We start from the raw sequence: 23,900 nt of genomic DNA on the forward strand, positions 1-23,900 counted from the left end.
TCTCCGTACAGACTCGGTTTTCGAGTCTGTACGGAGACCGAGGCCGTATGCGTCAGCGCCGCAGGGAATGCTCGCCCAGCAGCTCCTCCACACGCGCCGTGGCGCGCTGCTCGGCCGTGCGGGCCGCCGGGATCGAGGTCTGCTCTCCGTCGCGGGCGAGGCCTTCGGCCTCGACGGCGGCGGAGACCGCATCCTGGTTCGTACGAACTGCGGCCCCGGCCTTCGCCGGCTTCGCTGTTTTCGCCCGGGACGGGTGGGGTACGGTCACGGCCACCAGCAGGCCGAGCGCAAGCGCCGCGGTCCCGATGACGGCGATGCCGAGGCCCGAACCCGTACGGGAGAGCAGCAGCATGGCGAGGGTCGAGAAGACGACGGTGACCGAACCGTAGGAAAGCTGTGCGGCAGTGATACGCGGCATGTCGGTTTCCGTCCTCGGGGCGTCGGATGGGCAGTCTCTCAACACGGTCGCACTGTCAAGCGACTCTACGACGGTGGATGCCCGTGAGGAACCGGTAGTAAGCATCACCTAACCCGCGGTACCGGTGCACGGGGGGCGCACGGAGTCATTCCACTCTCCAACCGCGGGCCGTGACGCGCTGGTTGCCTGCATGGTGAACGTTCGGATAACGGAAAGGCGCTCCTGCATAGTGCACTTGGCCTGTTCAAGTCAAGGTCTGTCTTTTCTCGCGTAACTCCGGTCGAATGTCGTCACTTGTGACGCGTATCCGCGCGCGGCCGCTCCACACCACCCCAGGCCGCAGCCGCGGACGCCGGGGAGGACTGCATCAAGTGACCACTAACAGACGGGCGCTTCGCGCCGCAGCGGTTGTCGTGGCCATGGCCGCCACTGCCGCCACGGCGTCAGCTTTCGCCACTGCCCAGGCGGATGAACACACATCGGGGGCGAAGGCGCCGGTAGTCGACCGCCGCGACCCGGGGTCGGCCAAGGGCAGCGAGCACGACCTGAAGGGCCCCTTCAGCGAGCAGCAGGCCGCCCAGCGGCAGGCCGCCCTGGAGCAGGTCATAGCGGGCGACAAGAAGGTGACGACGCGGGGCGGCTCCAAGGTCGTCAAGCTCGACGACAAGAAGTACGTCGAGCTCGGCCGCGAGAAGACCGACAAGATCTTCACGGTTCTCGTGGAGTTCGGCGACAAGGTCGACAACACGACCATGTTCGACCCGGACGGCGACGGCCCGAAGCCGGCCGTCCCGAAGTACGGCGGCACGCCCGGCCCGGCGCACAACAAGATAGCCAAGCCGGACCCCAAGAAGGACAACAGCACCGCCTGGCAGGCCGACTACAACCAGGCGCACTTCCAGGACCTCTACTTCGGTACGGGCGCCGGCAAGAACTCCCTGAAGACGTACTACGAGAAGACATCCTCCGGGCGCTACTCGGTCGACGGCGAGGTCTCCGACTGGGTCAAGGTGCCGTACAACGAGGCCCGTTACGGGTCCAATTATTGCGGCTCGACCAACTGTGCCAACGCCTGGGACATGATCAAGGACGGCGTGAACGCCTGGGCCGCCGACCAGAAGGCCAAGGGCCGTACCCCCGAGCAGATCAAGACGGACCTCGCGAAGTACGACCAGTGGGACCGCTACGACTTCGACAACGACGGCAACTTCAACGAGCCCGACGGCTACATCGACCACTTCCAGATCGTCCACGCCGGTGAGGACGAGTCCGCGGGCGGCGGCGTCGAGGGCAAGAACGCCATCTGGGCGCACCGCTGGTACGCGTACGGCACCAACGCCGGTGCGGCCGGCCCGGCCGACAACAAGGCCGGCGGTACCGAGATCGGTGACACCGGCATCTGGGTCGGCGACTACACCGCGCAGCCCGAGAACGGCGGCCTGGGCGTCTTCGCCCACGAGTACGGCCACGACCTGGGCCTGCCCGACCTGTACGACACCACCAACACCGCCGAGAACTCGGTCGGTTTCTGGTCCCTGATGTCGGCCGGCTCCTGGCTCGGCACCGGGAAGAACCAGATCGGTGACCTGCCCGGCGACATGACCGCCTGGGACAAGCTCCAGCTGGGCTGGCTCAACTACGCCGAGGCCAAGGCCGCGACGAACTCGACCCACAAGCTGGGCGTGTCCGAGTACAACACCAAGGACAAGCAGGCGCTCGTCGTCTCGCTGCCCGACAAGACGGTCCCCACCGATGTCACGAAGCCCGCTGAGGGCTCCAAGCAGTGGTGGAGCGACATGGGTGACAACCTCAACAACACCCTGTCCCGTTCGGTCGACCTGACCGGCAAGTCCAAGGCGTCCCTCGACCTTTCGGGCTGGTGGGACATCGAGAAGGACTACGACTACCTCTACGCCGAGGTATCGGAAAACGGCGGCACCAGCTGGACCGCGATCGACGGCACCGCCGACGGCAAGGCGATCCCGCGCGACGCCAGTGACAAGCCGGCCCTGACCGACGCCTCCGGCAAGTACCAGAAGCTCTCGTACCCGCTGGACGCCTACGCGGGCAAGAAGATCGACATCCGCTTCCGTTACGCCACCGACGGCGGCGCGGGCGGCGTCGGCTTCGCCGCCGACACCATCTCGGTCAACGCCGACGGTGCCGCGCTCTTCACGGACAACGCCGAGGGCGACGACAACGGCTGGACCGCCAAGGGCTTCTCCCGCGTCGGCGAGTCGTTCACCAAGGACTACCCGCAGTTCTACATCGCGGAGAACCGCCAGTACGTCAGCTACGACCAGACCCTCAAGGTCGGCCCGTACAACTTCGGCTTCTCCAAGACCCGTCCGGACTGGGTCGAGCACTACCCGTACCAGAACGGTCTGCTCATCTGGCTCTGGGACACCTCCCAGAAGGACAACAACGTCTCGGCCCACCCGGGCAAGGGCCTGATCCTGCCGATCGACGCGCACGCCAAGCCGCTGAAGTGGGCGGACGGCACGGTCATCCGCAACAAGATCCAGCCCTTCGACGCGCCCTTCAGCCGGCAGGCGACCGACGGCTTCACGCTGCACAACGCCGACGTGGCGGTGAAGATCAAGCCGCAGCTCGGCATCCCGGTCTTCGACGACCACAAGGGAACCTACTGGTACAGCGAGAACAAGACCGGAAGTGTTCAGGTCGCTGACACGAACACCCGGATCACGATCGTCAGCGAGCCGCGCGACGGCTCGACGATGACCGTGAAGGTCGGGGCCTCACACAAGTAATCCCGTATCACAGCAGGTCAGAGCTTGATCGGCCGTCGCCCTCTAGCGGGCGGCGGCCGATCGTGTTTAGGTGCGTCTTGTTCAGATCCTTATTGACATGACGTCTCACGGGGGAGTGCGGAGCATGGCAGGCGGAGGGTTCAGCAAGTTGCCGAACGGCAGTGTGGTGGTGGCGATCACCCTGACCGGTCCGACGGACGGAACGGGTCCGGGCACCCCGGTCCGGGTCCTGGTGCACGCCGCCAACCGGGCCCGCGCGCTGACCAGGCTGCGCAATCTGGGCCTGCGCGCCGTCTACCTCCGCGGCAACGCCGAGCCGCCCACCCCGGACGAGATCACCGCCGTGCTGCACCACCCGGACGGAGTGCTCTGGCGAGCGAGACCGGAGCAGGCCCAGGAGCTCTGGCACCCGATCCGAGCGCTGCTGCGCCCGGCCGTACCGGACCGCCGCCCGGCCTGAGGCGTGGGGTCGGCGCCGGTACCGGCGACGGGTGAGAGCGGCGAGGAGCCGCGGCGGTTCTCGCCCGACTACGCCACGACGGGCTTGCCGGAAAGCTTCACGCCCGCCCTGCGGAGCTCCTCCAGCGCCCGCTCCGTGGTCTCCTCGGCGACCCCCGCGGTCAGATCGAGCAGCACATGCGTCGTGAGACCTGCCCGGACCGCATCCAGCGCCGTCGCCCGCACACAGTGGTCGGTCGCGATGCCGACCACGTCGACCTCGGTGACCCCGCGGTCCCGCAGCCAGTCGGCCAGGCCCACACCGTTCTCGTCGAGGCCCTCGAAGCCGCTGTACGCCGCGGCATAGGCACCCTTGTCGAACACCGCGTCGATCGCCCCCGAGGCGACAGCAGGGGCGAAATTGGGGTGGAAGCCCACCCCCTCCGTACCGGCGACACAGTGCGCCGGCCAGGTGTGCTCGTAGTCCGGCTGCGCGGAGAAGTGGTTGCCCGGGTCGACATGGTGGTCACGGGTGGCCACCACATGGCGGTACCCGGGCTGGGCCTCGCCGATCAGGTCGGTGATGGCGGCGGCGACATCGGAGCCCCCCGCCACGGCGAGGCTGCCGCCCTCGCAGAAGTCGTTCTGAACGTCCACGACGATCAAGGCGCGGTGCATGGCGGGTGTCCTTCGGTGGGGGACGATCGGCGGTCATGGGGGGCTTATTCGAGCCTAGAGACTCCGGAGCGGCTTAGGGAGGGGGCGTGATCGAGCCCGCCGAGGGGCCCCTCCCATGCCCTTCAGGCTAGGGGGGATATCGAGGGCAAAGCGGTAACCGGGCGCCCCCGGTCTCCGCCCCGCCGCCCCGTCACATGTACTCCGTGGGGATCACCGGCTCCCCGCGGGACAACTGCATCGCCGACATCGGCAGCCCGGACCGCGCCGCCACGTGCCGATCACGCGCCGCGTCCAACGGCTCACGGGCGATCACCTCACCACCCCTGACCAGCTCGGCCAGCAGCTGCCGGTCGGCCAGCTCGGCCGGTACGGGACCGGTGCCGATCACCTCGGCCTCGGCCACCCCGTTCTCGTCCAGTCGGCGCGCGGCCCACTTGCGACCGCCCACGGACGTCTTCGCGCCGAGTGACTTCTTGGCGACCGGACGCAGCGGCTCCGCGGGGTCGGCGGATACGGCGCGGGCGACCAGCTTGTAGACCATCGCGCAGGTGGGCTGACCGCTGCCGGTCACCAACTGCGTGCCCACCCCGTAGGCGTCGACCGGCGCAGCGGCCAGCGACGCGATCGCGTACTCGTCCAGATCCGACGTCACCACGATCTTCGTCCCGGTGGCGCCCAGCTCGTCCAGCTGCTGCCGCACCCGGTGCGCGACCAGCAGCAGGTCCCCGGAGTCGATCCGTACCGCACCCAGATCGGTACCTGCGACCTCGACCGCCGTACGGACCGCCTCGGCGACGTCGTACGTGTCGACCAGCAGTGTCGTGCCCCGGCCCAGCGAGTCGACCTGGGCCCGGAACGCGTCGCGCTCGGTGTCGTGCAGCAGCGTGAAGGCGTGGGCGCTCGTCCCGACGGTCGGGATGTTGTAGCGGAAGCCCGCGGCCAGGTCGGATGTGGTGTCGAAGCCGCCGATGTACGCGGCACGCGCCGACGCCACCGCCGACAGTTCATGGGTGCGTCGTGCACCCATTTCGATCAGCCCGCGCCCGCCCGCTGCGGCGGACATCCGCGACGCCGCCGCGGCGATCGCCGAGTCGTGGTTGAGGATCGACAGGATCACCGTTTCCAGCAGCACGCACTCGGCGAAGGAGCCCTCGACCCGCAGGATCGGCGAGCCGGGGAAGTACACCTCGCCCTCCGGGTAGCCCCAGATGTCACCGCTGAAGCGGTAGTCGGCCAGCCAGGCGAGCGTGGGCCCGTCGACGACGTTCTGTTCGCGCAGGAAGGTGAGCATCTCGTCGTCGAAGTGGAAGTTCTCCACCGCGTCCAGTACTCGTCCGATGCCCGCGACGACGCCGTAGCGGCGCCCCTCCGGCAGGCGGCGGGTGAACGCCTCGAAGACCGAGCGCCGGTCGGCCGTGCCGGCCTTCAGGGCGGCCTGCACCATCGTGAGCTCGTACTGGTCGGTGAAGAGCGCGGTCGACGGCACACCGACCCGTCGCCCAAGGTCCGCAGAGTTCATGTTCCGGATGCTACCCCTATTTCGTCAGAGTGACGAGATCTCGGGTCGTTTGTGCGATGACCCCTCCCTGGTGGCAGCATGGGGTGGGTGAGCGTCGCCCCCACTGAGATCGAGCGTCCCGAATCGGCCGAGGAGAGTCTCGTCGTCCCCGAGCCCGACGTCCCCTGGGTGACACTGGTCCACAACGACCCGGTCAACCTCATGAGCTATGTGACCTATGTCTTCCAGGCCTACTTCGGCTACTCCAAGGACAAGGCCCACAAGCTGATGCTGGACGTCCATCAGAAGGGCCGCGCCGTCGTCTCCAGCGGCAGCCGCGAGGAGATGGAACGCGACGTCCAGGCCATGCACGGCTACGGGCTGTGGGCCACCCTCACGCAGGACCGCAACTAGACCGATCCTCCTCTGCCCCGCCCGACCCACCATCGGAGAAAACCCATGGCCGGCCACTTCGAGGCCACCCCCGGCGGCGGCGCGGCCGTCGCGCTCGACGAGGTGGAGATCGCGATCCTGCGCTCCCTCGCCGTCCAGCTGCTGGAACTGATCGGCCCCGGCGACGAACCCGCCGAGGGCGAGGACCCGCTCGCCGCCCTCTTCGCCGAGGGGCCGAGCGAACCGCCCACCGACCCCGCCCTGGCCCGCCTCTTCCCCGAGGCGTACGGCGACGAGGACAGCGAACTGCGCGCCGCTTCCGCCGAGTTCCGCCGCTTCACCGAGAACGATCTGCGCACCCGTAAGCGCGACGACGCCCTCACGGTCGTACGCACCCTTGATGCCCTCTCCGTCACCGAGGACGGCGACGCCGTGCTGGAGCTCACCGGCGACGAATGCCGCAACTGGCTCGGCGCGCTCAATGACCTTCGGCTGACCATCGGCACCCGCCTCGAGGTCTCCGACGACGACGAGGGCGAGGCCGGCTCGCTGTACCGGCTCCCCGACAGCGACCCGCGCAAGCCGATGGTCATGGCCTATCTCTGGCTCGGCGCGCTCCAGGAAACCCTCGTGGAAACCCTGATGCCGTAGTTCCTGCTTGCGGAGTTCCCGATCACTCGCTTGCGGAGTACTCGATCACTCGCATGTGGAGTTCCCGATCACTCGCGCATCGGGTTCGCTCAACGAACGCTCAAATCCGAATAACGATCGCGTCACCTGAACAGTCTCTTTTGCGGCGACTGGAAACCCTTGTCCGCTTTTTCCTGTGGTGTGCCCCACATAATGTCCGGTGATCCGTCCATGTGACCGTGATAAATCTTCACGACCACTCGGGGACGCCACCCATGTTCCCGAGGGCGCTACAGGCCGGCGACCGCCGGCGGCACTCCATCCATATCCGGGGGGATCAGGACCTGATCCGCAGCCTCAACGGCGCGGATCGGCGTGGAGAAAGGCGCAGCACATGACATCGGCGCAGGTCGACAAGGGACAAGACGGCCCCAAGGCCGCAGCGGTCGCGGATGCCGGCACGGCGGGCGAGGGGTACCAGCGGGCCCTCGGCGCCCGTCAGATCCAGATGATCGCCATCGGCGGTGCCATCGGCACCGGCCTCTTCCTCGGTGCGGGAAAGGCGATCGCCAAGGCCGGGCCCAGCCTCATCCTGGCCTATGCCATCGCGGGCCTGGTGATCTTCTTCATCATGCGGGCTCTGGGTGAACTCCTCATGTACCGCCCGGTTTCGGGCTCCTTCTCGGAGTACGCCCGCGAATTCATCGGTCCCTTCGCCGGCTTTGTCACCGGCTGGACCTACTGGCTGTTCTGGGTCGTCACCGGAATCACCGAAGTCACCGCGGCCGCCCAGTACATGACGTTCTGGTTCGACATTCCCCAATGGGTGTCGGCGCTGATCTTCACGATCATCCTGTACGGCGTGAACCTGATCTCCGTAAAGCTCTTCGGGGAACTCGAATTCTGGTTCTCGATGGTCAAGGTGACCGCCATCGTCGGCATGATCCTCATCTGCGCCGGAATTCTCACCCTCGGCTTCTCCGACGCCGGGGACACCGCGTCCGTCACCCACCTCTGGGCCGACGGCGGCTTCTTCCCCAAGGGCATCGGCGGCACGCTGATGACCCTGCAGATCGTGATGTTCGCCTTCCTCGCCGTCGAACTCGTCGGCGTCACCGCGGGCGAGTCCAAGGACCCGAAGACCGTCCTGCCCAAGGCCATCAACACCGTGCCGTGGCGCATCGCCGTCTTCTACGTCGGCGCCCTCATCATGATCCTTTCCGTGGTCCCGTGGACCGAGTTCCAGCCCGGCATCTCGCCGTTCGTCGCCGCCTTCCAGAAGATGGGCCTCGGCGTCGGCGCCGGCATCGTCAACTTCGTCGTGCTGACCGCGGCCCTCTCCTCCTGCAACTCCGGCATGTACTCCACCGGCCGCATGCTCCGCGACCTCGCCCTCAACGGCCAGGGCCCGAAATTCTTCACCAAGCTGACGAAGAGCGGCACCCCGCTCATCGGCACCACCTTCTCCGCCGCCCTGATGCTCGTCGGCGTCTGGATCAACTACCAGTGGCCCGGCGACGCCTTCACCTACGTCGTCTCCTTCGCCACCATCTCCGGCATGTGGGCCTGGATCATGATCCTCATCTGCCAGATCCGCTACCGCCGCCTCGCAGACCGCGGCGTGCTCCCGCAGTCCACGTTCCGGGCCCCCGGCGCCCCGTTCACCAGCGTCTTCGCCCTGGCCTTCATCGCCATGGTCATCGTGATGATGGGCATCGACAAGGACGCCAGGATCTCGCTGTACTGCGCCCCGCTCTGGGCAGCCATCCTCGGCGTCTCGTATCTGGTGCTCAAGGCCCGTAACCCCGAGAACAAGGCCTTCGTGAAGAGCTGAGGCCAACTCCGTACGAACCCCGAGCCATCCCCGGACGACCGCCGCCCCAACGGCCGCGTCCACCATGCGGGCCCCCGCGTACCACCCCTCGGTACGCGGGGGCCCGCATGCCTATCCTGGCGCCATGCTGACCATCACCCAGGCGCTCTACGACCAGATCGTCGCGCACTCCCGCGCCGACCACCCCGACGAGGCGTGCGGCGTGGTCGCGGGACCGGCCGGAACCGGCCGCGCCGAACGGTTCATCCCCATGCTCAACGCCGCCCGCTCGCCCACCTTCTACGAGTTCGACTCGGGCGACCTCCTCAAGCTCTACCGAGAGATGGACGACCGCGACGAGGAGCCGGTGATCGTCTATCACTCCCACACCGCGACCGAGGCCTACCCGTCCCGCACCGACGTCACGTACGCCAACGAACCCGGCGCCCACTACGTGCTCGTCTCCACCGCGGACACCGACGACGCGGGCCCCTTCCAGTTCCGCTCCTACCGGATCGTGGACGGCGAGATCACCGAGGAGGACGTCGAGGTCGTCGAGGCATACGAAGCCGCCTGACCTCCTCGCACCGACCGCCCCCCGGCACTCCACCGGCCGGACGGGACCGGGCCCACCGCGGTCCCGTCCATCTGTCGAACACCAACTATCCATCAGGTGAGATCACATTCCGGATCACGGACCGGGAATCGATACGATGACCGCATGGTTCCCCATGACGTGAGCGACAAGACGCCGGGCATGCTGCTCGTAGCGCGGCTGCACGTCGACCTGTGCAGGCTCTCCAGCGCGATCTGTACGAGCCGCCTGCCCGCCGGCCGCGAGGCCTGAGCCGGGCGCGCGGCCCGAGCACCCATTCGTCACGCACCAACCCCTGCGCGGGGGCAGAGCCGCGCGCCCCACGCCACCTCTCCGCTTTCGACAGGAGCCCACGCCATGGCCATCGAGGTCCGCATCCCGACCATCCTCCGCACCTACACCGACGGCGCCAAGGCAGTCGAGGGCAACGGGGAGACCCTCGCCGACCTCTTCACGGACCTGGACAGCCGCCACAACGGCATCCGTGAGCGCATCGTCGACGGCAACGAACTCCGCCGCTTCGTGAACGTCTACCTCAACGACGAGGACGTCCGCTTCCTCGACGGCATCTCCACCAAGCTCAGCGACGGCGACAGCGTCACCATCCTCCCGGCCGTCGCAGGCGGCATGAACTGATGCGGTACGACAGCCCGCTCGCCGCGGTGGGCAACACCCCGCTCGTCCGCCTGCCGCGGCTGTCACCGTCGGACGACGTCCGCATCTGGGCCAAGCTGGAGGACCGCAACCCCACCGGCTCGATCAAGGACCGCCCCGCGCTCCACATGGTCGAACAGGCCGAGAAGGACGGCCGGCTGACCCCCGGCTGCACCATCCTGGAACCCACCAGCGGCAACACCGGCATCTCGCTCGCCATGGCGGCCAAGCTCAAGGGCTACCGCATCGTGTGCGTCATGCCGGAGAACACCTCCCAGGAGCGGCGCGACCTGCTCGCCATGTGGGGCGCCGAGATCATCTCCTCCCCGGCGGCGGGCGGCTCCAACACGGCCGTACGCGTCGCCAAGGAACTGGCCGCCGAGCACCCGGACTGGGTCATGCTCTACCAGTACGGCAACCCGGACAACGCGGGCGCCCACTACGCCACCACCGGCCCGGAGATCCTCACCGACCTCCCGTCCATCACCCACTTCGTGGCGGGCCTCGGCACCACCGGCACGCTCATGGGCGTCGGCCGCTACCTGCGCGAGCACAAGCCCGACGTCAAGATCGTCGCCGCCGAGCCGCGCTACGACGACCTGGTCTACGGGCTCCGCAACCTCGACGAGGGCTTCGTCCCCGAGCTCTACGACGCCTCCGTCCTCACCACCCGCTTCTCCGTCGGCTCAGCGGACGCCGTCACCCGTACCCGCGAACTCCTCCAGCAGGAGGGCATTTTCGCGGGCATCTCCACCGGCGCCGCACTTCACGCCGCGATCGGAGTGGGAAACAAGGCCGTCAAGGCGGGGGAGTCGGCCGACATCGTCTTCGTCGTCGCGGACGGCGGCTGGAAGTACCTGTCGACGGGCGTCTACACGGCCCCGACAACAGAGGCAGCCATCGAAACGCTGCACGGCCAGCTCTGGGCGTAGCCCGTCCTGAATCGCCGGACGAGCTGAACATTCAGCCCGTCCGGCGCTTGAGCCCCGGTTACGGGAAGAGGCGGTCAGGGGAACAGGCCCACCGCAGGCGCCCCAAGGCCACGCGCCCCGCAGCGAGGCCCCACCTCACCCGAGCCCCCGCACCCGCTCCCACACCTCCGGATCCACCACCCCCACCCGCCGCCGGAACCCCCGCACGGCCACCTCCCGCAACTCATCCGTCTCCAGGAAGCTCTCCCGCCCCCGCGCATCCCCCACTGTCCCCGCGGGCAGCGCGATCACCCCGGGCCGCTCCTCGTGATACTTGCTGGTGATCTTCGCGACGAGCGCCGAGTCACCCCGTACCGACAGCACCAGGCAGGGCCGGTCCTTCGCCCCCGGCCTGTCCTCGTACGGCACCTCGGCCCACCAGATCTCACCCGGCCGCGGCCCGTGCTCCGGCCCGCGCCCCGGCCCCGCCGGCGGACGCGTCCGCCCGCCCGGACGCCCACCGGAGCGCGTACCCCCCGACCTGCCGGAGCGGCCCCGAGGCCGTTGCCCGCCCCGCCCCCGCCCATCGGCGACCGCGGCTACGAGCGCGAGCAGAACGACAACGGCAAACGCGATCCACCACCAGGACATGTCCATGTCCCGACCGTACCGGCGTCCCCGCCTCTTCCATCGAACCGGTGACAGAGCAGGTGAGTTCCCCCACAACGGACGGCCGTGGAGGAGCGACCGGCTGTTTCGCGCCTTACGCTCGACAAACCGCTCAACAGACCGCACGAACCCTCCCCGTTCCCACGTCTCGGAGGTTCACGCTCCATGAAGCTCACCGTCGTCGGCTGCTCCGGCTCGTTCCCGTCCGCGGGATCAGCATGCTCGAGCTACCTCGTAGAGGCCGACGGCTTCAGGCTGCTCCTCGACATGGGCAACGGCGCCCTCGGCGAGCTCCAGCGCCATGTCGGTCTCTACGACCTCGACGCCATCTTCCTCAGCCACCTCCATGCCGATCACTGCATCGACATGTGCGCGTACTTCGTCGTCCGCTACTACCGGCACGACGGCGGCCGTCCCGCCCCGATCCCGGTCTACGGCCCCGATGGCACCGAGCAGCGGCTGACCACCGCCCACGGCGACACCCCGTCCGAGCGGGCGATGAGCGAGGTCTTCGACTTCCACACGCTGAAGCCGGGCTCGTTCGAGATCGGCCCCTTCTCGGTCCGTACGGAGAAGGTCTGCCACCCCGTCGACTCCTACGCCATCCGGATCGAGCACGGCGGCCGCTCGCTCACGTACTCCGGCGACACGGGTGCCTGCGAGGCCCTGGACGAACTCGCCGAGGGCGTCGATCTGTTCCTCTGCGAAGCATCGTTCGTCCATGGCAAGGAGGACATCCCGGACCTCCACCTCAATGGCCGCGAGGCGGGCGACATCGCCGCCCGCGCCGGAGTGGGACAGCTCGTCCTCACCCACATCCCGCCGTGGACCGACGCCGACCGCAACCTGGCCGATGCCCGCCTGCTCTACAGCGGGCCGGTGGAGGCGGCGGCACCGGGCGCGGTCTACGAGATCTAGCCGTCCCGCACATCCGGTGCACGACGAAGCCCTCACCTCCCGCGGGGAAGGTGAGGGCTTTTTCGCGCGCCGGGGTGAGGCCCGGGGTGAGGCCTACTTCGCCTCGGCCTTGAGGAGCTCGGCAAGCTCCTCGTCGGACTCGCGGCCCGGAGTCGGCAGGTTGAACTTGGTGATCGCGAAGCGGAAGACCACGTAGTAGACCACCGCGAAGCAGAGGCCGACCAGGACCAGCAGCCATGGCTTGCTCGCGATGCCGAGGTTCAGGCCGAAGTCGACCAGACCGGCCGAGAAGCCGAAGCCGTCCTTCATGCCGAGACCCCAGGTGAGGGCCATCGAGACACCCGTGAGCACCGCGTGGACCGCGTACAGCGCCGGGGCGATGAACATGAACGTGAACTCGATCGGCTCGGTCACACCGGTCACGAATGAGGTGAGCGCGAGGGAGAACATCATGCCGCCGACGACCTTGCGGCGCTCGGGGCGGGCACAGTGGACGATCGCGAGGCAGGCCGCCGGGAGGGCGAACATCATGATCGGGAAGAAGCCGGTCATGAACTGTCCGGCCGTCGGGTCACCGGCCAGGAAGCGGTTGATGTCGCCGCTCTTGCCGTGGTATTCACCGGCCTGGAACCACGGGAACGAGTTCAGCAGGTGGTGCATACCGACCGGGATCAGCGCACGGTTGGCGACACCGAAGATGCCCGCGCCCACCGCGCCGGAACCGACCAGCCACTCGCCGAAGTTGTGCAGCCCGGTGCCGAGCACCGGCCAGATGTAACCGAAGACGATGCCGATGACCAGACCCGCGAAGGCGGAGAGGATCGGGACCAGACGACGGCCGCCGAAGAAGCCCGCCCAGGCCGGCAGCTTCGTCCGGTAGAACTTCTGGTAGAGCAGCGCGACGACGATGCCCATCACCACACCGCCGAGGACCTTGGCGTCCACGGGGGCGTCCGTCATGACTATCTTGCCGTCGATCACCTTCGCGACCTGCGGAAGGTTGCTGTCCGTGAAGGTGGCGAGCACGTTCTTGAAGACCAGGTAGCCGGTGACGGCCGCGAGGGCGGTCGAGCCGTCCGACTTCTTGGCGAAGCCGATCGCGATGCCGACGGCGAACAGCAGCGCCATGTTGTCGAGGATCGCGTTGCCGCCTGCGGCCATGAAGCTCGCGATCTTGGTGATGAAGTCCGGGAACGACTCCCTGCCGAGCATGTCGTTGTTGCCGAGACGCACCAGCAGCGCCGCTGCGGGCAGCACCGCGACCGGCAGCATGAGGCTGCGGCCGATGCGCTGCATGACCGCCATCACGCCGGCGCCCTTCTTCTTGGTGACCGCGGGTGCGGTGTCTGCCGTGGACATCAACTTCCTCCATTGGACAAGGCGCCGCCCAGGTCATTGACGGGGGGAGGCGGCGACTCGAGAAACGCGGCAGAACGCACGCGGTCTGGACCACTCAGTGGTGTAGACCAGTTGTAGCACGGTGTGGGCTGGATAAGGAACCTGCAATTTCCGACTACTTCGCATGAGCTATCACCCACGCTCGGTCACATGGCGAAAGCCCCCCGGACCGCAAGGGTCCAAGGGCCTGCCGCGCCGGGCTGAAAGTCCGCCTGAAGTGCTACTTCGTGAGGTTCCTCTCGATCTCCTCCTCCAGCTCGTCGGGCTCCCGGCCCGGAGTCTGGAGATTGAATTTGTTGATCGCGAACCGGAAGATCACGTAGTACACGACGGCGAAGGCCAGACCGAGCGGAATGATCAGCCAGGGTTTGGTCGCCAGGTGCCAGTTGATGACGTAGTCGATCAGTCCGGCGGAGAAACTGAAACCGTCCTTGACCCCGAGCGCCCATGTCACGGCCATCGAGACACCCGTGAGCACCGCGTGGATCGCGTACAGCAGCGGCGCGACGAAGAGGAACGAGTACTCGATCGGTTCGGTGATTCCCGTCACGAACGACGTCAGGCCGACCGAGAGCATCATGCCGCCGACCGCCTTCCGGCGATGTGGCTTGGCGCAGTGGAAGATCGCCAGCGCCGCTGCCGGGAGGGCGAACATCATGATCGGGAAGAAGCCCGAGGTGAACTGACCGGCCGTCGGGTCGCCCTGCAGGAACCGGTTGATGTCACCGTGCACGACCGTCCCGTCCGGCTTGGTGAAGTCGCCGAACTGGAACCAGACGAATGTGTTCAGGAACTGGTGGAGGCCGATGACCAGAAGCGCGCGGTTGGCGAGACCGAAGATGCCGGAGCCCATCCAGTCCAGGTCCACCAGCCACTCGGAGAAGCTGGTCAGGCCGTCGCCGATCGGCTGCCAGAGCCACGCGCACAGCGCCCCGAGGAGGAGGCCGACGAACGCCATGATGATCGGGACCAGCCGGCGGCCGTTGAAGAAGCCCAGCCAGTCCACCAGCTTGACCCGGTGGTACCGCTGCCAGAACCAGGCGGACAGCAGACCCATCACGATGCCGCCGAACACCCCGGGGTTCTGGTACTCCGCGGCCGTGACCTTGGCGTTGCCGGTGACACAGGTGCCGAACCAGGTGCCGCCCGAAGTGAACGTCGAACCGGGGGCGCAGTCCACCGGGAAGGCATGCAGCACCGCGTAATAGACGAGGAAGCCGGCCACCGCGGCGAGTGCGGTCGAACCGTCCGACTTCTTCGCCATACCGATGGCGACACCGATGCAGAACAGCAGCGGAAGACCGAGCCCCGAGTCGAGCAGCGCGCCACCCGCGGCCGCGAACACCTTGGCGACATTGCCCCAGCGCAGGCCCTCGTCACCGAATACGTCCGGCTGGCCCAGCCGGTTGAGAATGCCTGCCGCCGGCAGAACGGCGATCGGGAGCTGGAGACTGCGTCCCATCTTCTGGAGCCCCTGGAAGAGGCCGTTCCACCATGTCTTCTGTGGAACTGCGGCACTGCTGGAGCTCATCGGCATCCTCCCGGAACAAGGCGCGTTCGACGGTCGTTGCAGACTGGTGTAGACCAGTTGAGGTACGGTGCGTAACCCACCTGGAAGACAGGGCACCGGTGATCGTCATCATTGAGGACGGTCCAGTCGCTCGCTCGCGAAGCTGGGCCAAACGTGCGTTACGGTGACGAAACGGACCCATGGTGGGCCGTCGCATGCATGTGAACAACCAGGGAGAAGGCCATGGCCAGCAAGGCTGAGAAGATCGTCGCCGGGCTCGGCGGTATCGAGAACATCGACGAGATCGAAGGCTGCATCACGCGCCTGCGCACCGAGGTCCACGACCCCAGCAAGGTCGACGAAGCCGCGCTCAAGGCCGCCGGAGCCCACGGTGTCGTCAAGATGGGCACCGCGATCCAGGTCGTCATCGGCACCGACGCCGACCCCATCGCCGCCGACATCGAAGACATGATGTGACCAGCCGCCGAACCCCCCGCTGAGCCCAAGCGCTCAACACCACGCAGGCCCTGCCCACCGGACGGGGCCTGCGGTGCACCCGAACGGCCGCCACCCCGGCACCCGATAAAGTCGACGCCATGTCTCGTATCGACGGCCGCACCCCCGAACAGCTCCGCCCCGTCACCATCGAACGCGGATGGAGCAAGCACGCCGAAGGCTCCGTACTCATCTCCTTCGGCGACACCAAGGTCTTCTGCACCGCCTCCGTCACCGAAGGCGTCCCCCGCTGGCGCAAGGGCAGCGGCGAAGGCTGGGTCACCGCCGAATACTCCATGCTGCCCCGCTCCACCAACACCCGCGGCGACCGCGAATCCGTACGCGGCAAGATCGGCGGCCGCACCCACGAGATCAGCCGCCTCATCGGCCGCTCCCTGCGCGCCGTCGTCGACTACAAGGCCCTGGGCGAGAACACCATCGTCCTCGACTGCGACGTCCTCCAGGCCGACGGCGGCACCCGCACCGCCGCCATCACCGGCGCCTACGTCGCCCTCGCCGACGCCGTCACCTGGGCCCAGCACAAGAAGCTCGTCAAGCACGGCCGCAAGCCGCTGACCGACACCGTCTCGGCGATCAGCGTCGGCATCGTCGACGGCACCCCCCTCCTCGACCTCTGCTACGAGGAGGACGTCCGCGCCGAGACCGACATGAACGTCGTCTGCACCGGCGACGGCCGCTTCGTCGAGGTCCAGGGCACCGCCGAGGCCACCCCCTTCGACCGCAAGGAACTGGGCGCCCTCCTCGACCTCGCCACCGCCGGCTGCGCAGACCTCACCGCTTTCCAGAACGAGGCCCTGGCCCGCACGCTGAGCGAGTAAAGAAGCAACCAAATACGCACCACAACGCGTCGTTACGAACACGGGCGCACGGGTCGAACCGTGCGCCCGTCCGCGTATCCACACCTGGGGAGGAACCGCACCATGGCCGAGGCCACCCGCCACCGCCGTATCACCGTCGCGCTGACCCTGACCGCCCTCGCCCTCACCGCGACAGCCGGCTGTGGCGCCGTCGACAAGGCACTCGACTGCGTCCGCACCGCCGACGCCATCGCCACCAGCGTCGACAACCTCCAACAGGCCGTCTCCAACGCCTCGAACGACCCCACCCAGGCATCCGAAGCCCTCGACGAGATCGACAAGGAACTCGGCAACCTCGGCGACCAGACCGACAACGCCGACCTCAGCAAGGCCGTCGACGACCTGCAGTCCGGCGTCGGCAACGTCCGCGACTCCATCGACAAGGGCGACGCCACCCCCGACATCACCCCGGTCACCGACGCCGCCAAGGAGATCGGCAAGGTCTGCACGCCCTGATCACCCCCGATACTGGATGACATGACCCGCCTCATCCTCGCCACCCGCAACGCCGGGAAGATCACCGAACTCCACGCGATCCTCGCCGACGCAGGCCTCGACCACGAGCTCGTCGGCGCGGATGCGTACCCCCACATCCCCGACGTCAAGGAAACCGGCGTCACCTTCGCCGAGAACGCCCTCCTCAAGGCCCATGCCCTCGCGAAGGCCACCGGCCACCCCGCCATCGCCGACGACTCCGGCCTCTGCGTGGACGTCCTCGGCGGCGCCCCCGGCATCTTCTCCGCCCGCTGGGCCGGCACCCACGGCGACGACCGGGCCAACCTGGACCTGCTCCTGGCCCAGCTCTCCGACATCGACAATCCCCACCGCGGCGCCCATTTCGCCTGCGCGGCAGCCCTGGCCCTCCCGGACGGCACGGAACGCGTGGTCGAGGGCCGCATGGTGGGCACCCTGCGCCACACCCCGTCCGGCACGAACGGCTTCGGCTACGACCCGATCCTCCAGCCGGAGGGCGACACCCGCACCTGCGCGGAACTGACCCCGGCGGAGAAGAACGCGATCAGCCACCGCGGCAAGGCGTTCCGGGCGCTGGTGCCGGTGGTGCGGGAGCTGCTGGACCAGGCGTAACGGGTACGAGAACGGCCTGCGAATCAAGTGCTTTGATTCGCAGGCCGTTTACTGTGCGGCGGAAGGGATTCGAACCCTCAAGCCGTTTCACGGGCCACAGATCCTAAGTCTGCTGTGTCGCCTTTGCACCACCGCCGCCAGCCGTCAGACATGCTACCGGGGTGTGTCCGTGGGCCGACAGGTACGGGGTCAGAACCTCGGATCCGGCGTCTGGGCCGCGGCCAGTTCTGCCGCCTCCTCATGTGTCTCCACCGACGGCGGGGAGCCGGCCAGGGGCTTCTGGGCGGTCTCCTTCATGCAGGCCACGGCGATCACGCCGACCAGGGCCGCCGCCATCGCGTAGTAGGCCGGCATCAGGTTGGTGCCGCTCCAGCTGATCAGGGCTGTGATCACCAGCGGGGTCGTACCGCCGAAGAGGGAGGCCGAGAGGTTGTAGCCCACCGAGAGGGAGCCGTAGCGGACCTGGGTGGGAAAGAGGGCCGGGAGGGCGGCGGACATGGTGCCGAGCATGCAGACCAGGGAGAGGCCCAGCATCAGCATGCCGGTCGTGATGGCGGGGATGCCGCCCTGGCGGATGAGGAGGAATGCGGGGAGGGAGAGGAAGAAGAAGCCGAGCATGCCGGTCATCAGGAGCGGCTTGCGGCCGAAGCGGTCGGAGAGCTTGCCGATCCGGCTGATGATCAGCATCAGGAAGACCATGACGGCGAGCAGGATGAGCAGGCCGTGGGTCTCGCTGTAGCCGAGTTCGTCGGAGAGGTAGGTCGGCATGTATGACAGCAGCATGTAGTCGGTGATGTTGTACGCGCCGACCAGGCAGATGCAGAGGATCAGCGTCGGCCAGTACTGCCTGAAGATCGTGGCGAGGTCGCCCTTGGCGGTGGTCTCGATACCGTCGGCGGCCTCTGTCGCGTGGGCGGTGCCCCCTTCCAGTTTCTGGAAGGCGGGGGTTTCGTCGAGGCGCAGTCGCAGGTAGAGGCCGACCAGGCCGAGGGGGCCCGCGACGAGGAACGGTATGCGCCAGCCCCAGGCGTCCATCTGGCCGGAGTCGAGGATCGCGGTCAGTGCGGTGACGAGTCCGGCGGCGCCGACGTAGCCGGCCAGTGTGCCGAATTCGAGGAAGCTGCCGAAGTAGCCGCGGCGTTTGTCGGGGGCGTACTCGGCGATGAAGGTGGAGGCGCCGCCGTACTCGCCGCCGGTGGAGAAGCCCTGGACCAGGCGGAAGAAGATCAGCAGGGCGGGGGCCCAGAGGCCGATGGAGTCGTGGGAGGGGATGACTCCGATCGCGAAGGTGCCGACCGCCATCATGATCATGGTGAGGGCGAGGACCTTCTTGCGGCCGATCCTGTCGCCCATGGGGCCGAAGAACATTCCGCCGAGGGGGCGTACGAGGAAGGCGACGGCGAAGGTGGCGAAGGAGGAGAGGAGCTGGGTGGTGTCGTTCCCGGACGGGAAGAAGACATGGCCCAGGGTGACGGCCAGGTAGGAGTAGATCCCGAAGTCGAACCACTCCATGGCGTTCCCGAGCGATGCCGCCTTCACCGCCCGCTTGACCGCCCGGTCGTCGGTGACGGTGATGTCCGTCCGGCGCAGTCTCGGGTTTCTCCGTTGCCGGATGGCGCGGAAGAGGGTGGGGTGGCGTTTGACCGCTTCCGGATCGGCCGCCTGATGGGGGTCGGAGGCCGCCATGGCCGGGTCCTTTCCTCGGGGGTGTTCCAGGAAAGGCTTCTGCGCGGTCATGGCGGCTGCAAACCGCATGGATGGCCGAATGGGATGTCCCTCACATCTTCTCGGCCGTCCGAGGCTGTCCTCGGCGGTTCGGGTTCAGATCCCGAGGTCCTTGATGATCTTGGCTACGTGGCCGGTGGCCTTGACGTTGTAGAGGGCTCGTTCGACCTTGCCCTCTTCGTCCACGACGATCGTGGAGCGGATGACGCCCGTCACCGTTTTGCCGTAGAGCTTCTTCTCGCCGAAGGCGCCGTATGCCTCAAGGGTCTCCTTGGAGGGGTCGCCGACCAGGGTGACCTTGAGGTTTTCCTTCTCGCGGAACTTGGCGAGCTTCTCGGGCTTGTCGGGGGAGACGCCGATGACGTCGTATCCGGCACCGGCGAGCAGGTCGAGGTTGTCGGTGAAGTCGCAGGCCTGCTTGGTGCAGCCGGGGGTGAGGGCGGCCGGGTAGAAGTAGACGATGACCTTGCGGCCCTTGTGGTCGGCGAGCGAGATCTCGTTGCCGTCGGCGTCGGGAAGGGTGAAGGAGGGGGCGGTGTCGCCGGGCTGGAGTCGCTCGCTCATGGTTCTCCTCAAGTGGCACGTGGGGTGTACGGGACCGAGCGTAATAGGGGTGCCGCCGGGTACGTGGGCGGTCGAGCTGACAGACTGTCGATGAAGGTTTACCGGACGAGGACCACGGAGGCGGCGCAGTGTCGGATGCCAGGACCCCTGCGCAGATCGAGGCGGACATCATCAGCAGGCGTGAGCAGCTTGCGGTGGTGCTCGATGAGATCGGGGTGCGGGTGCACCCGAAGACGATCATGGGTGATGCGAAGGCCAAGGCCGCCGAGGCCGTGGACCGGACGGCCGGGCGGGCTTTTGTCGCGGTGAACCGGACGGTGTCGGACGTGAAGGCGCGGTTTGTGTCCGAGGACGGTGCTCCGCGTCTGGAGCGGGTGATTCCGGCGGCGTTGCTCGCGGTGGGTGTCGTGGGTCTGCTCGCGGTGTCGAAGCGGCGGCGGAAGAGCTGATGCGGCGGTCCGTGTACCCCGGAGGCGTGCGGAGCTGCGGCGGACAGGTAGGTTGCGGGGCGTGAGCGAGAACACCGACGACAAGCTGCCCATCCGCATGCTCCATGACCGTGTGCTGGTCCGGTCCGATTCGCCGGAGGGCGAGCGGCGCTCGGGTGGCGGCATTCTGATTCCGGCGACGGCTGCGGTCGGCCGCCGGCTGGCCTGGGCCGTGGTGGTCGCGGTGGGGCAGAACGTGCGGACGGTGGAGCCGGGCGACCGGGTGCTGTACGACCCCGAGGACCGTGCGGAGGTCGAGGTGCGCGGTGTGGCGTATGTGCTGATGCGCGAGCGGGATCTGCATGCGGTGGCGGCGGACCGGTTCGAGGGGTCGGTGGATTCGACCGGGCTGTATCTGTAGGCGGCAGCAGCTGCGAGTGTGGCCTGGTGACCAGTGTCACCAGGCCTTTTGCATGTTCTTTGCTACGGTGGTGTGACCCCGACGAGACGCGCCGTACCGGGCTCTGCAAAGACGACGCACCCCGTGTTTTCGCTTTTTCTGTCTCGTCGGAGGTGCCGTCATGGCGTGGGTTCTGCTGGTTGTCGCCGGTCTGCTCGAAGTGGGCTGGTCGATCGGGATGAAGTACACCGAGGGGTTCACCCGGCTGTGGCCGAGTGTGTTCACGGGTCTCGGGATCGTGGCGAGCATGGTGTTGCTGTCCCATGCGGCGAAGACGCTGCCGATCGGTACGGCGTACGGCGTGTGGGTCGGTATCGGTGCGGCCGGTGCGGCGGTTCTCGGCATGGTGGTGCTGGGTGAGCCGGTGACCGCCGCCCGGATCTTCTTCGTCTCTCTGCTGCTGGTGGCCGTGGTGGGGCTGAAGGCGACCTCGGGTCACTGACGCGGCGCCGGGGGGCCCTGCGGTGCGGGGGCGGCCGGGGTGGCCGGGGGTGCCGGGGTGCCGCGGGCGCCCGGGAGGAAGTCGTAGCCGTCCGCGCCGCCGTTGTCCCCGCCGCCGTTCTCCGCGCCGCCGATTTCCGTTCCGCCGCCGGGCGGTCTGCCGGTGTCCGTGCCGCCGGTGGCGGGTTCGCTGCTTGCAGGGGTCGGCGGGCTGTTGGGCGTGGTGCTCCCGGGGCTGCTGGGCGGTGTGCTGGAGGGGGGTTCGGACGGCGTTCCGGTGGTGCCGGGGCTGGAGTTCTCCTCGGTGGGCTGGGTGGTTTCCTCGGCGCCGCTTTCGAGGCTGAGGTCGAAGTTCTCGACCGTGGTGCCGCGCAGCGCGGCCTCGGTGTACTGGCCCCAGGCCTGGGCGGGCGCGCCGCCGCCGTTGATGCGGGCCAGTCCGAGTGCTCCGTAGAGCGGTTTCTGTGCGCCGGTGTCGGGGTCCTGGCCCATGACGGCGATGACGGTGGTGAGGTCGGGGGTGTAGCCGGCGAACCAGGCCGCCTTGTCGTCCTCGGCCGTGCCGGTCTTGCCCGCGGCGGGGCGGCCGGCGCCCTGGGCGGCGATGCCGGAGCCGTTCTCGACGACGCTCTGGAGGACGGCGGTGGTGGTGTCGGCGGCTTCGCGGCTGACGGCCTGTTCGGTGTTCCTGCCGGGGAGTTCCAGGTCCTCGCCGCCCTTGCTGATCTTGTCGACGAGGGTGTATGCGCCGTGTTTGCCGTGGTTGGCGAGGGTGGCGTACGCCTCGGTCATGTCGAGGACGCTGGCGGTGGCGACGCCGAGCGCGATGGACGGATAGGGGGTGAGGTCGGGGGTGTTCTTGGGGATGCCGAGGTCGATGGCGGTCTGCTTGACCTTGTCGGGGCCGACGTCCTCGGCCATCTGGGCGTAGACGGCGTTGACGGACTTGTCGGTGGCGATGCGGACGGTGATGGGCCCGTAGCTGATGTCGTCCTCGTTGGCGGGGCTGTATCCGGTGGGTCCGTTGGGGCCTTGGACCATGCGTTTGTTGGTGCCGTCGTACACGGTGTTGGGGGTGATGCGCCGGCCGTCCTGGGTGGTGGAGCCATTGGCGACGGCGGATGTGAAGACGAAGGGTTTGAAGGTGGAGCCGACCTGGTAGTCGCGGCGGGTCGCGTTGTTCACGTACTGCTTGGTGTAGTCGACGCCGCCGTACATGGCGACGACCCGGCCGGTGCCGGTGTCGATGGAGGCGCCGCCGACGCGGACGTTGCGGTCTGCCTCGCGCTCTGTGCTCGTCTGGGACATGACGTTGTCGTCGACGGCTTTGACGAGCGCGTTCTGTTTCTTCTTCTCCAGTGTGGTGGTGATCCGGTAGCCGCCGGTGGCCAGGGTGTTCTCGTCGATGACCTTGTTGCTGGTGAGGTAGTCCTCGACGGCCTGGATGATGTAGCCGCGCTGTCCGGAGAGCCCGGTGGGCGGCTTGGCCTTGCCGGGTACGGGGAATTCCATGGCGGCGCGTTCGCCGGGGGCGAGCCACTTCTCCTTGACCATGCCGTCGAGTACGTAGTTCCAGCGCGCGAGGACTGCGGCCTTGTTCTGGGGGTGGACGACGACGTCGTAGGCGCTGGGGGCGTTGAGCAGGGAGGCGAGGTAGGCGCCCTCGGCGGTGGTGATGTCGCCGATGTCCTTGCCGTAGTAGGCCTGTGCGGCGGCCTGGATGCCGTAGGCGTTGCGGCCGAAGTAGCTGGTGTTGAGGTAGCCCTCGAAGATCTGGTTCTTGGACTCCTCGCGGTCGAGTTTGACCGCGATGAAGAACTCCTTGATCTTGCGGATGATGGTCTGTTCCTGGCCGAGGTAGTAGTTCTTGACGTACTGCTGGGTGATGGTCGAGCCGCCCTGTCTGCCCTTGCCGGTGAGGGTGTTCCAGGCGGCGCGGGTCATGGCTTTGAGGTCGACGGCCCGTTCGGAGTAGAAGTCGCGGTCCTCGGCGGCGAGGACGGCGTGCTGGACGGTGAGCGGGACCTGGGCGAGCCTGACGTTCTCCCGGTTGACCTCGCCGGAGCGGGCGATGACGCTGCCGTCCTTGTAGAGGTAGACGTTGGACTGTGCGGTGGCGCTGGCGTTGGCGGGCGGGATGTCGACGAGCTGGTATCCGGCGATGAAGCCGCCGACCAGGAGCAGGGCGAGGAGGATGACGGCGCCGAGGACCATCCGCCAGGTGGGGACGGCGCGGCGCCAGCCGGTGCGCTTGGAGTGCTTCGGCTTCTTCGCCCGGCCGGCTTCGTGGCCTTGATCTGCGCTGTTGCCGCTGTTGCTGCCGTGGGCGGACAGGTCCCTGGGATCCCAGCCCCGGGGTTCGTGTTCCCCGTTCGGCTGCTGTGGCTCGTCGCTCATGTCCGTGCAGACTCCTCGGCCGCGGTCAATTCCCCCATAGTGCCCTTTTCTGCGGAATAAGCACCGGACCGACCTCTGAAAAGCGGTCGCGGCGGTCGTCTTCGTTGGACTAAGGTCTTGCGCTTTGGTGTC

26 protein-coding genes, 1 tRNA gene and 1 riboswitch are annotated in these 23,900 nt (G+C 67.8%); of the genes, 17 read left to right on the plus strand and 10 right to left on the minus strand.

The window, feature by feature from the left end; all coding sequences use genetic code 11:
- Positions 1-52: 52 nt before the first annotated feature.
- A complete protein-coding gene (locus ACFVYE_RS15960) occupies positions 53-418 on the minus strand; it encodes a hypothetical protein (protein ID WP_383977579.1) in 366 nt (121 codons plus the stop codon).
- Positions 419-789: 371 nt separating this feature from the next.
- On the opposite strand from ACFVYE_RS15960, the gene ACFVYE_RS15965 reads away from it, so the two are divergent.
- A complete protein-coding gene (locus tag ACFVYE_RS15965) occupies positions 790-3,189 on the plus strand; it encodes an immune inhibitor A domain-containing protein (RefSeq protein WP_389605931.1) in 2,400 nt (799 codons plus the stop codon).
- A 148-nt stretch (positions 3,190-3,337) separates the two neighbouring features.
- Entirely contained in the window at positions 3,338-3,649 is a 312-nt protein-coding gene (locus ACFVYE_RS15970; RefSeq protein WP_383977581.1) for a hypothetical protein, read from the plus strand.
- Between the two features lie 68 nt (positions 3,650-3,717).
- On the opposite strand, the gene ACFVYE_RS15975 is transcribed toward ACFVYE_RS15970, so the two are convergent.
- Both ACFVYE_RS15975 and ACFVYE_RS15980 read right to left on the minus strand, forming a co-directional pair.
- Positions 3,718-4,305: an isochorismatase family protein gene (locus ACFVYE_RS15975; protein ID WP_327274975.1), complete on the minus strand. Its 588-nt coding sequence runs from the start codon at positions 4,303-4,305 to the stop codon at positions 3,718-3,720.
- A gap of 190 nt (positions 4,306-4,495) precedes the next feature.
- Positions 4,496-5,824 (minus strand): nicotinate phosphoribosyltransferase, encoded by a 1,329-nt coding sequence (locus ACFVYE_RS15980; protein ID WP_389605933.1) that lies wholly within the window; start codon positions 5,822-5,824, stop codon positions 4,496-4,498.
- 78 nt (positions 5,825-5,902) lie between these two features.
- Between ACFVYE_RS15980 and clpS the strand changes: the two genes are divergently transcribed.
- From clpS to ACFVYE_RS16015, 7 genes are all read left to right on the plus strand, one after another.
- The gene (clpS, locus tag ACFVYE_RS15985; RefSeq protein ID WP_327367665.1) at positions 5,903-6,217 is read left to right on the plus strand and encodes an ATP-dependent Clp protease adapter ClpS; all 315 of its coding nucleotides are present in this window, start codon (positions 5,903-5,905) and stop codon (positions 6,215-6,217) included.
- Between the two features lie 45 nt (positions 6,218-6,262).
- Positions 6,263-6,847: a DUF2017 domain-containing protein gene (locus ACFVYE_RS15990; protein WP_383977570.1), complete on the plus strand. Its 585-nt coding sequence runs from the start codon at positions 6,263-6,265 to the stop codon at positions 6,845-6,847.
- A 373-nt stretch (positions 6,848-7,220) separates the two neighbouring features.
- Complete coding sequence (locus ACFVYE_RS15995) at positions 7,221-8,660, plus strand: amino acid permease (RefSeq protein WP_383977567.1); 1,440 nt, start codon at positions 7,221-7,223, stop codon at positions 8,658-8,660.
- A gap of 124 nt (positions 8,661-8,784) precedes the next feature.
- The gene (locus ACFVYE_RS16000) at positions 8,785-9,216 is read left to right on the plus strand and encodes a M67 family metallopeptidase (protein ID WP_351201419.1); all 432 of its coding nucleotides are present in this window, start codon (positions 8,785-8,787) and stop codon (positions 9,214-9,216) included.
- Between the two features lie 144 nt (positions 9,217-9,360).
- A complete protein-coding gene (locus ACFVYE_RS16005) occupies positions 9,361-9,486 on the plus strand; it encodes a putative leader peptide (RefSeq protein ID WP_256103089.1) in 126 nt (41 codons plus the stop codon).
- A 105-nt stretch (positions 9,487-9,591) separates the two neighbouring features.
- On the plus strand, positions 9,592-9,870 hold the full coding sequence (locus ACFVYE_RS16010) for a MoaD/ThiS family protein (protein ID WP_383977375.1): 279 nt from the start codon (positions 9,592-9,594) through the stop codon (positions 9,868-9,870).
- Complete coding sequence (locus ACFVYE_RS16015; protein ID WP_383977372.1) at positions 9,870-10,820, plus strand: PLP-dependent cysteine synthase family protein; 951 nt, start codon at positions 9,870-9,872, stop codon at positions 10,818-10,820. Before ACFVYE_RS16010 ends, ACFVYE_RS16015 begins: the two co-directional genes overlap by 1 nt.
- 135 nt (positions 10,821-10,955) lie before the next feature.
- Here ACFVYE_RS16015 and ACFVYE_RS16020 read toward each other — a convergent pair whose 3' ends face one another.
- Positions 10,956-11,456, minus strand: a complete 501-nt coding sequence (locus ACFVYE_RS16020) for a type II toxin-antitoxin system PemK/MazF family toxin (RefSeq protein WP_389605937.1) — start codon at positions 11,454-11,456, stop codon at positions 10,956-10,958.
- A gap of 177 nt (positions 11,457-11,633) precedes the next feature.
- Here ACFVYE_RS16020 and ACFVYE_RS16025 point away from each other — a divergent pair, with 177 nt between their 5' ends.
- Positions 11,634-12,386, plus strand: a complete 753-nt coding sequence (locus tag ACFVYE_RS16025; protein ID WP_389605939.1) for an MBL fold metallo-hydrolase — start codon at positions 11,634-11,636, stop codon at positions 12,384-12,386.
- 93 nt (positions 12,387-12,479) lie between these two features.
- Here ACFVYE_RS16025 and ACFVYE_RS16030 read toward each other — a convergent pair whose 3' ends face one another.
- Entirely contained in the window at positions 12,480-13,745 is a 1,266-nt protein-coding gene (locus ACFVYE_RS16030) for a PTS transporter subunit EIIC (RefSeq protein ID WP_383977364.1), read from the minus strand.
- A 259-nt stretch (positions 13,746-14,004) separates the two neighbouring features.
- Positions 14,005-15,315, minus strand: a complete 1,311-nt coding sequence (locus ACFVYE_RS16035; protein ID WP_389605941.1) for a PTS transporter subunit EIIC — start codon at positions 15,313-15,315, stop codon at positions 14,005-14,007.
- A gap of 222 nt (positions 15,316-15,537) precedes the next feature.
- On the opposite strand from ACFVYE_RS16035, the gene ACFVYE_RS16040 reads away from it, so the two are divergent.
- From ACFVYE_RS16040 to rdgB, 4 genes are all read left to right on the plus strand, one after another.
- Positions 15,538-15,771 (plus strand): glucose PTS transporter subunit EIIB, encoded by a 234-nt coding sequence (locus tag ACFVYE_RS16040; RefSeq protein WP_014156020.1) that lies wholly within the window; start codon positions 15,538-15,540, stop codon positions 15,769-15,771.
- 119 nt (positions 15,772-15,890) lie between these two features.
- Positions 15,891-16,628, plus strand: a complete 738-nt coding sequence (rph, locus tag ACFVYE_RS16045; RefSeq protein WP_383977358.1) for a ribonuclease PH — start codon at positions 15,891-15,893, stop codon at positions 16,626-16,628.
- A gap of 102 nt (positions 16,629-16,730) precedes the next feature.
- Entirely contained in the window at positions 16,731-17,123 is a 393-nt protein-coding gene (locus ACFVYE_RS16050) for a hypothetical protein (RefSeq protein WP_383977355.1), read from the plus strand.
- A gap of 21 nt (positions 17,124-17,144) precedes the next feature.
- Entirely contained in the window at positions 17,145-17,753 is a 609-nt protein-coding gene (gene rdgB, locus ACFVYE_RS16055; protein WP_383977352.1) for an RdgB/HAM1 family non-canonical purine NTP pyrophosphatase, read from the plus strand.
- A gap of 54 nt (positions 17,754-17,807) precedes the next feature.
- On the opposite strand, the gene ACFVYE_RS16060 is transcribed toward rdgB, so the two are convergent.
- The 3 genes from ACFVYE_RS16060 to bcp all read right to left on the minus strand — a co-directional run bounded on the left by ACFVYE_RS16060 (position 17,808) and on the right by bcp (position 20,042).
- Positions 17,808-17,891: transfer RNA gene (locus tag ACFVYE_RS16060), tRNA-Leu, on the minus strand.
- 51 nt (positions 17,892-17,942) lie between these two features.
- Positions 17,943-19,439, minus strand: coding sequence for a glycine betaine/L-proline transporter ProP (gene proP / locus ACFVYE_RS16065; protein ID WP_383961379.1), 1,497 nt, complete (start codon positions 19,437-19,439; stop codon positions 17,943-17,945).
- 135 nt (positions 19,440-19,574) lie between these two features.
- The gene (gene bcp, locus ACFVYE_RS16070) at positions 19,575-20,042 is read right to left on the minus strand and encodes a thioredoxin-dependent thiol peroxidase (protein ID WP_383961216.1); all 468 of its coding nucleotides are present in this window, start codon (positions 20,040-20,042) and stop codon (positions 19,575-19,577) included.
- A 128-nt stretch (positions 20,043-20,170) separates the two neighbouring features.
- On the opposite strand from bcp, the gene ACFVYE_RS16075 reads away from it, so the two are divergent.
- The 3 genes from ACFVYE_RS16075 (at position 20,171) to ACFVYE_RS16085 (ending at position 21,372) form a co-directional block, all read left to right on the plus strand.
- The gene (locus ACFVYE_RS16075) at positions 20,171-20,491 is read left to right on the plus strand and encodes a DUF3618 domain-containing protein (protein ID WP_383961219.1); all 321 of its coding nucleotides are present in this window, start codon (positions 20,171-20,173) and stop codon (positions 20,489-20,491) included.
- A 61-nt stretch (positions 20,492-20,552) separates the two neighbouring features.
- Positions 20,553-20,891, plus strand: a complete 339-nt coding sequence (locus tag ACFVYE_RS16080; RefSeq protein ID WP_031087845.1) for a co-chaperone GroES — start codon at positions 20,553-20,555, stop codon at positions 20,889-20,891.
- Positions 20,892-20,947: 56 nt separating this feature from the next.
- A riboswitch (guanidine-III (ykkC-III) riboswitch) is annotated at positions 20,948-21,012 on the plus strand.
- Between the two features lie 39 nt (positions 21,013-21,051).
- A complete protein-coding gene (locus ACFVYE_RS16085) occupies positions 21,052-21,372 on the plus strand; it encodes a DMT family transporter (protein WP_383961222.1) in 321 nt (106 codons plus the stop codon).
- On the opposite strand, the gene ACFVYE_RS16090 is transcribed toward ACFVYE_RS16085, so the two are convergent.
- Entirely contained in the window at positions 21,366-23,768 is a 2,403-nt protein-coding gene (locus tag ACFVYE_RS16090) for a transglycosylase domain-containing protein (protein ID WP_383961225.1), read from the minus strand. The genes ACFVYE_RS16085 and ACFVYE_RS16090 overlap by 7 nt on opposite strands.
- Between the last annotated feature and the right edge of the window lie 132 nt (positions 23,769-23,900).

Origin of the sequence: Streptomyces sp. NPDC058239, assembly GCF_042882185.1 — a bacterium.
In the GTDB taxonomy this organism is placed as follows: domain Bacteria; phylum Actinomycetota; class Actinomycetes; order Streptomycetales; family Streptomycetaceae; genus Streptomyces.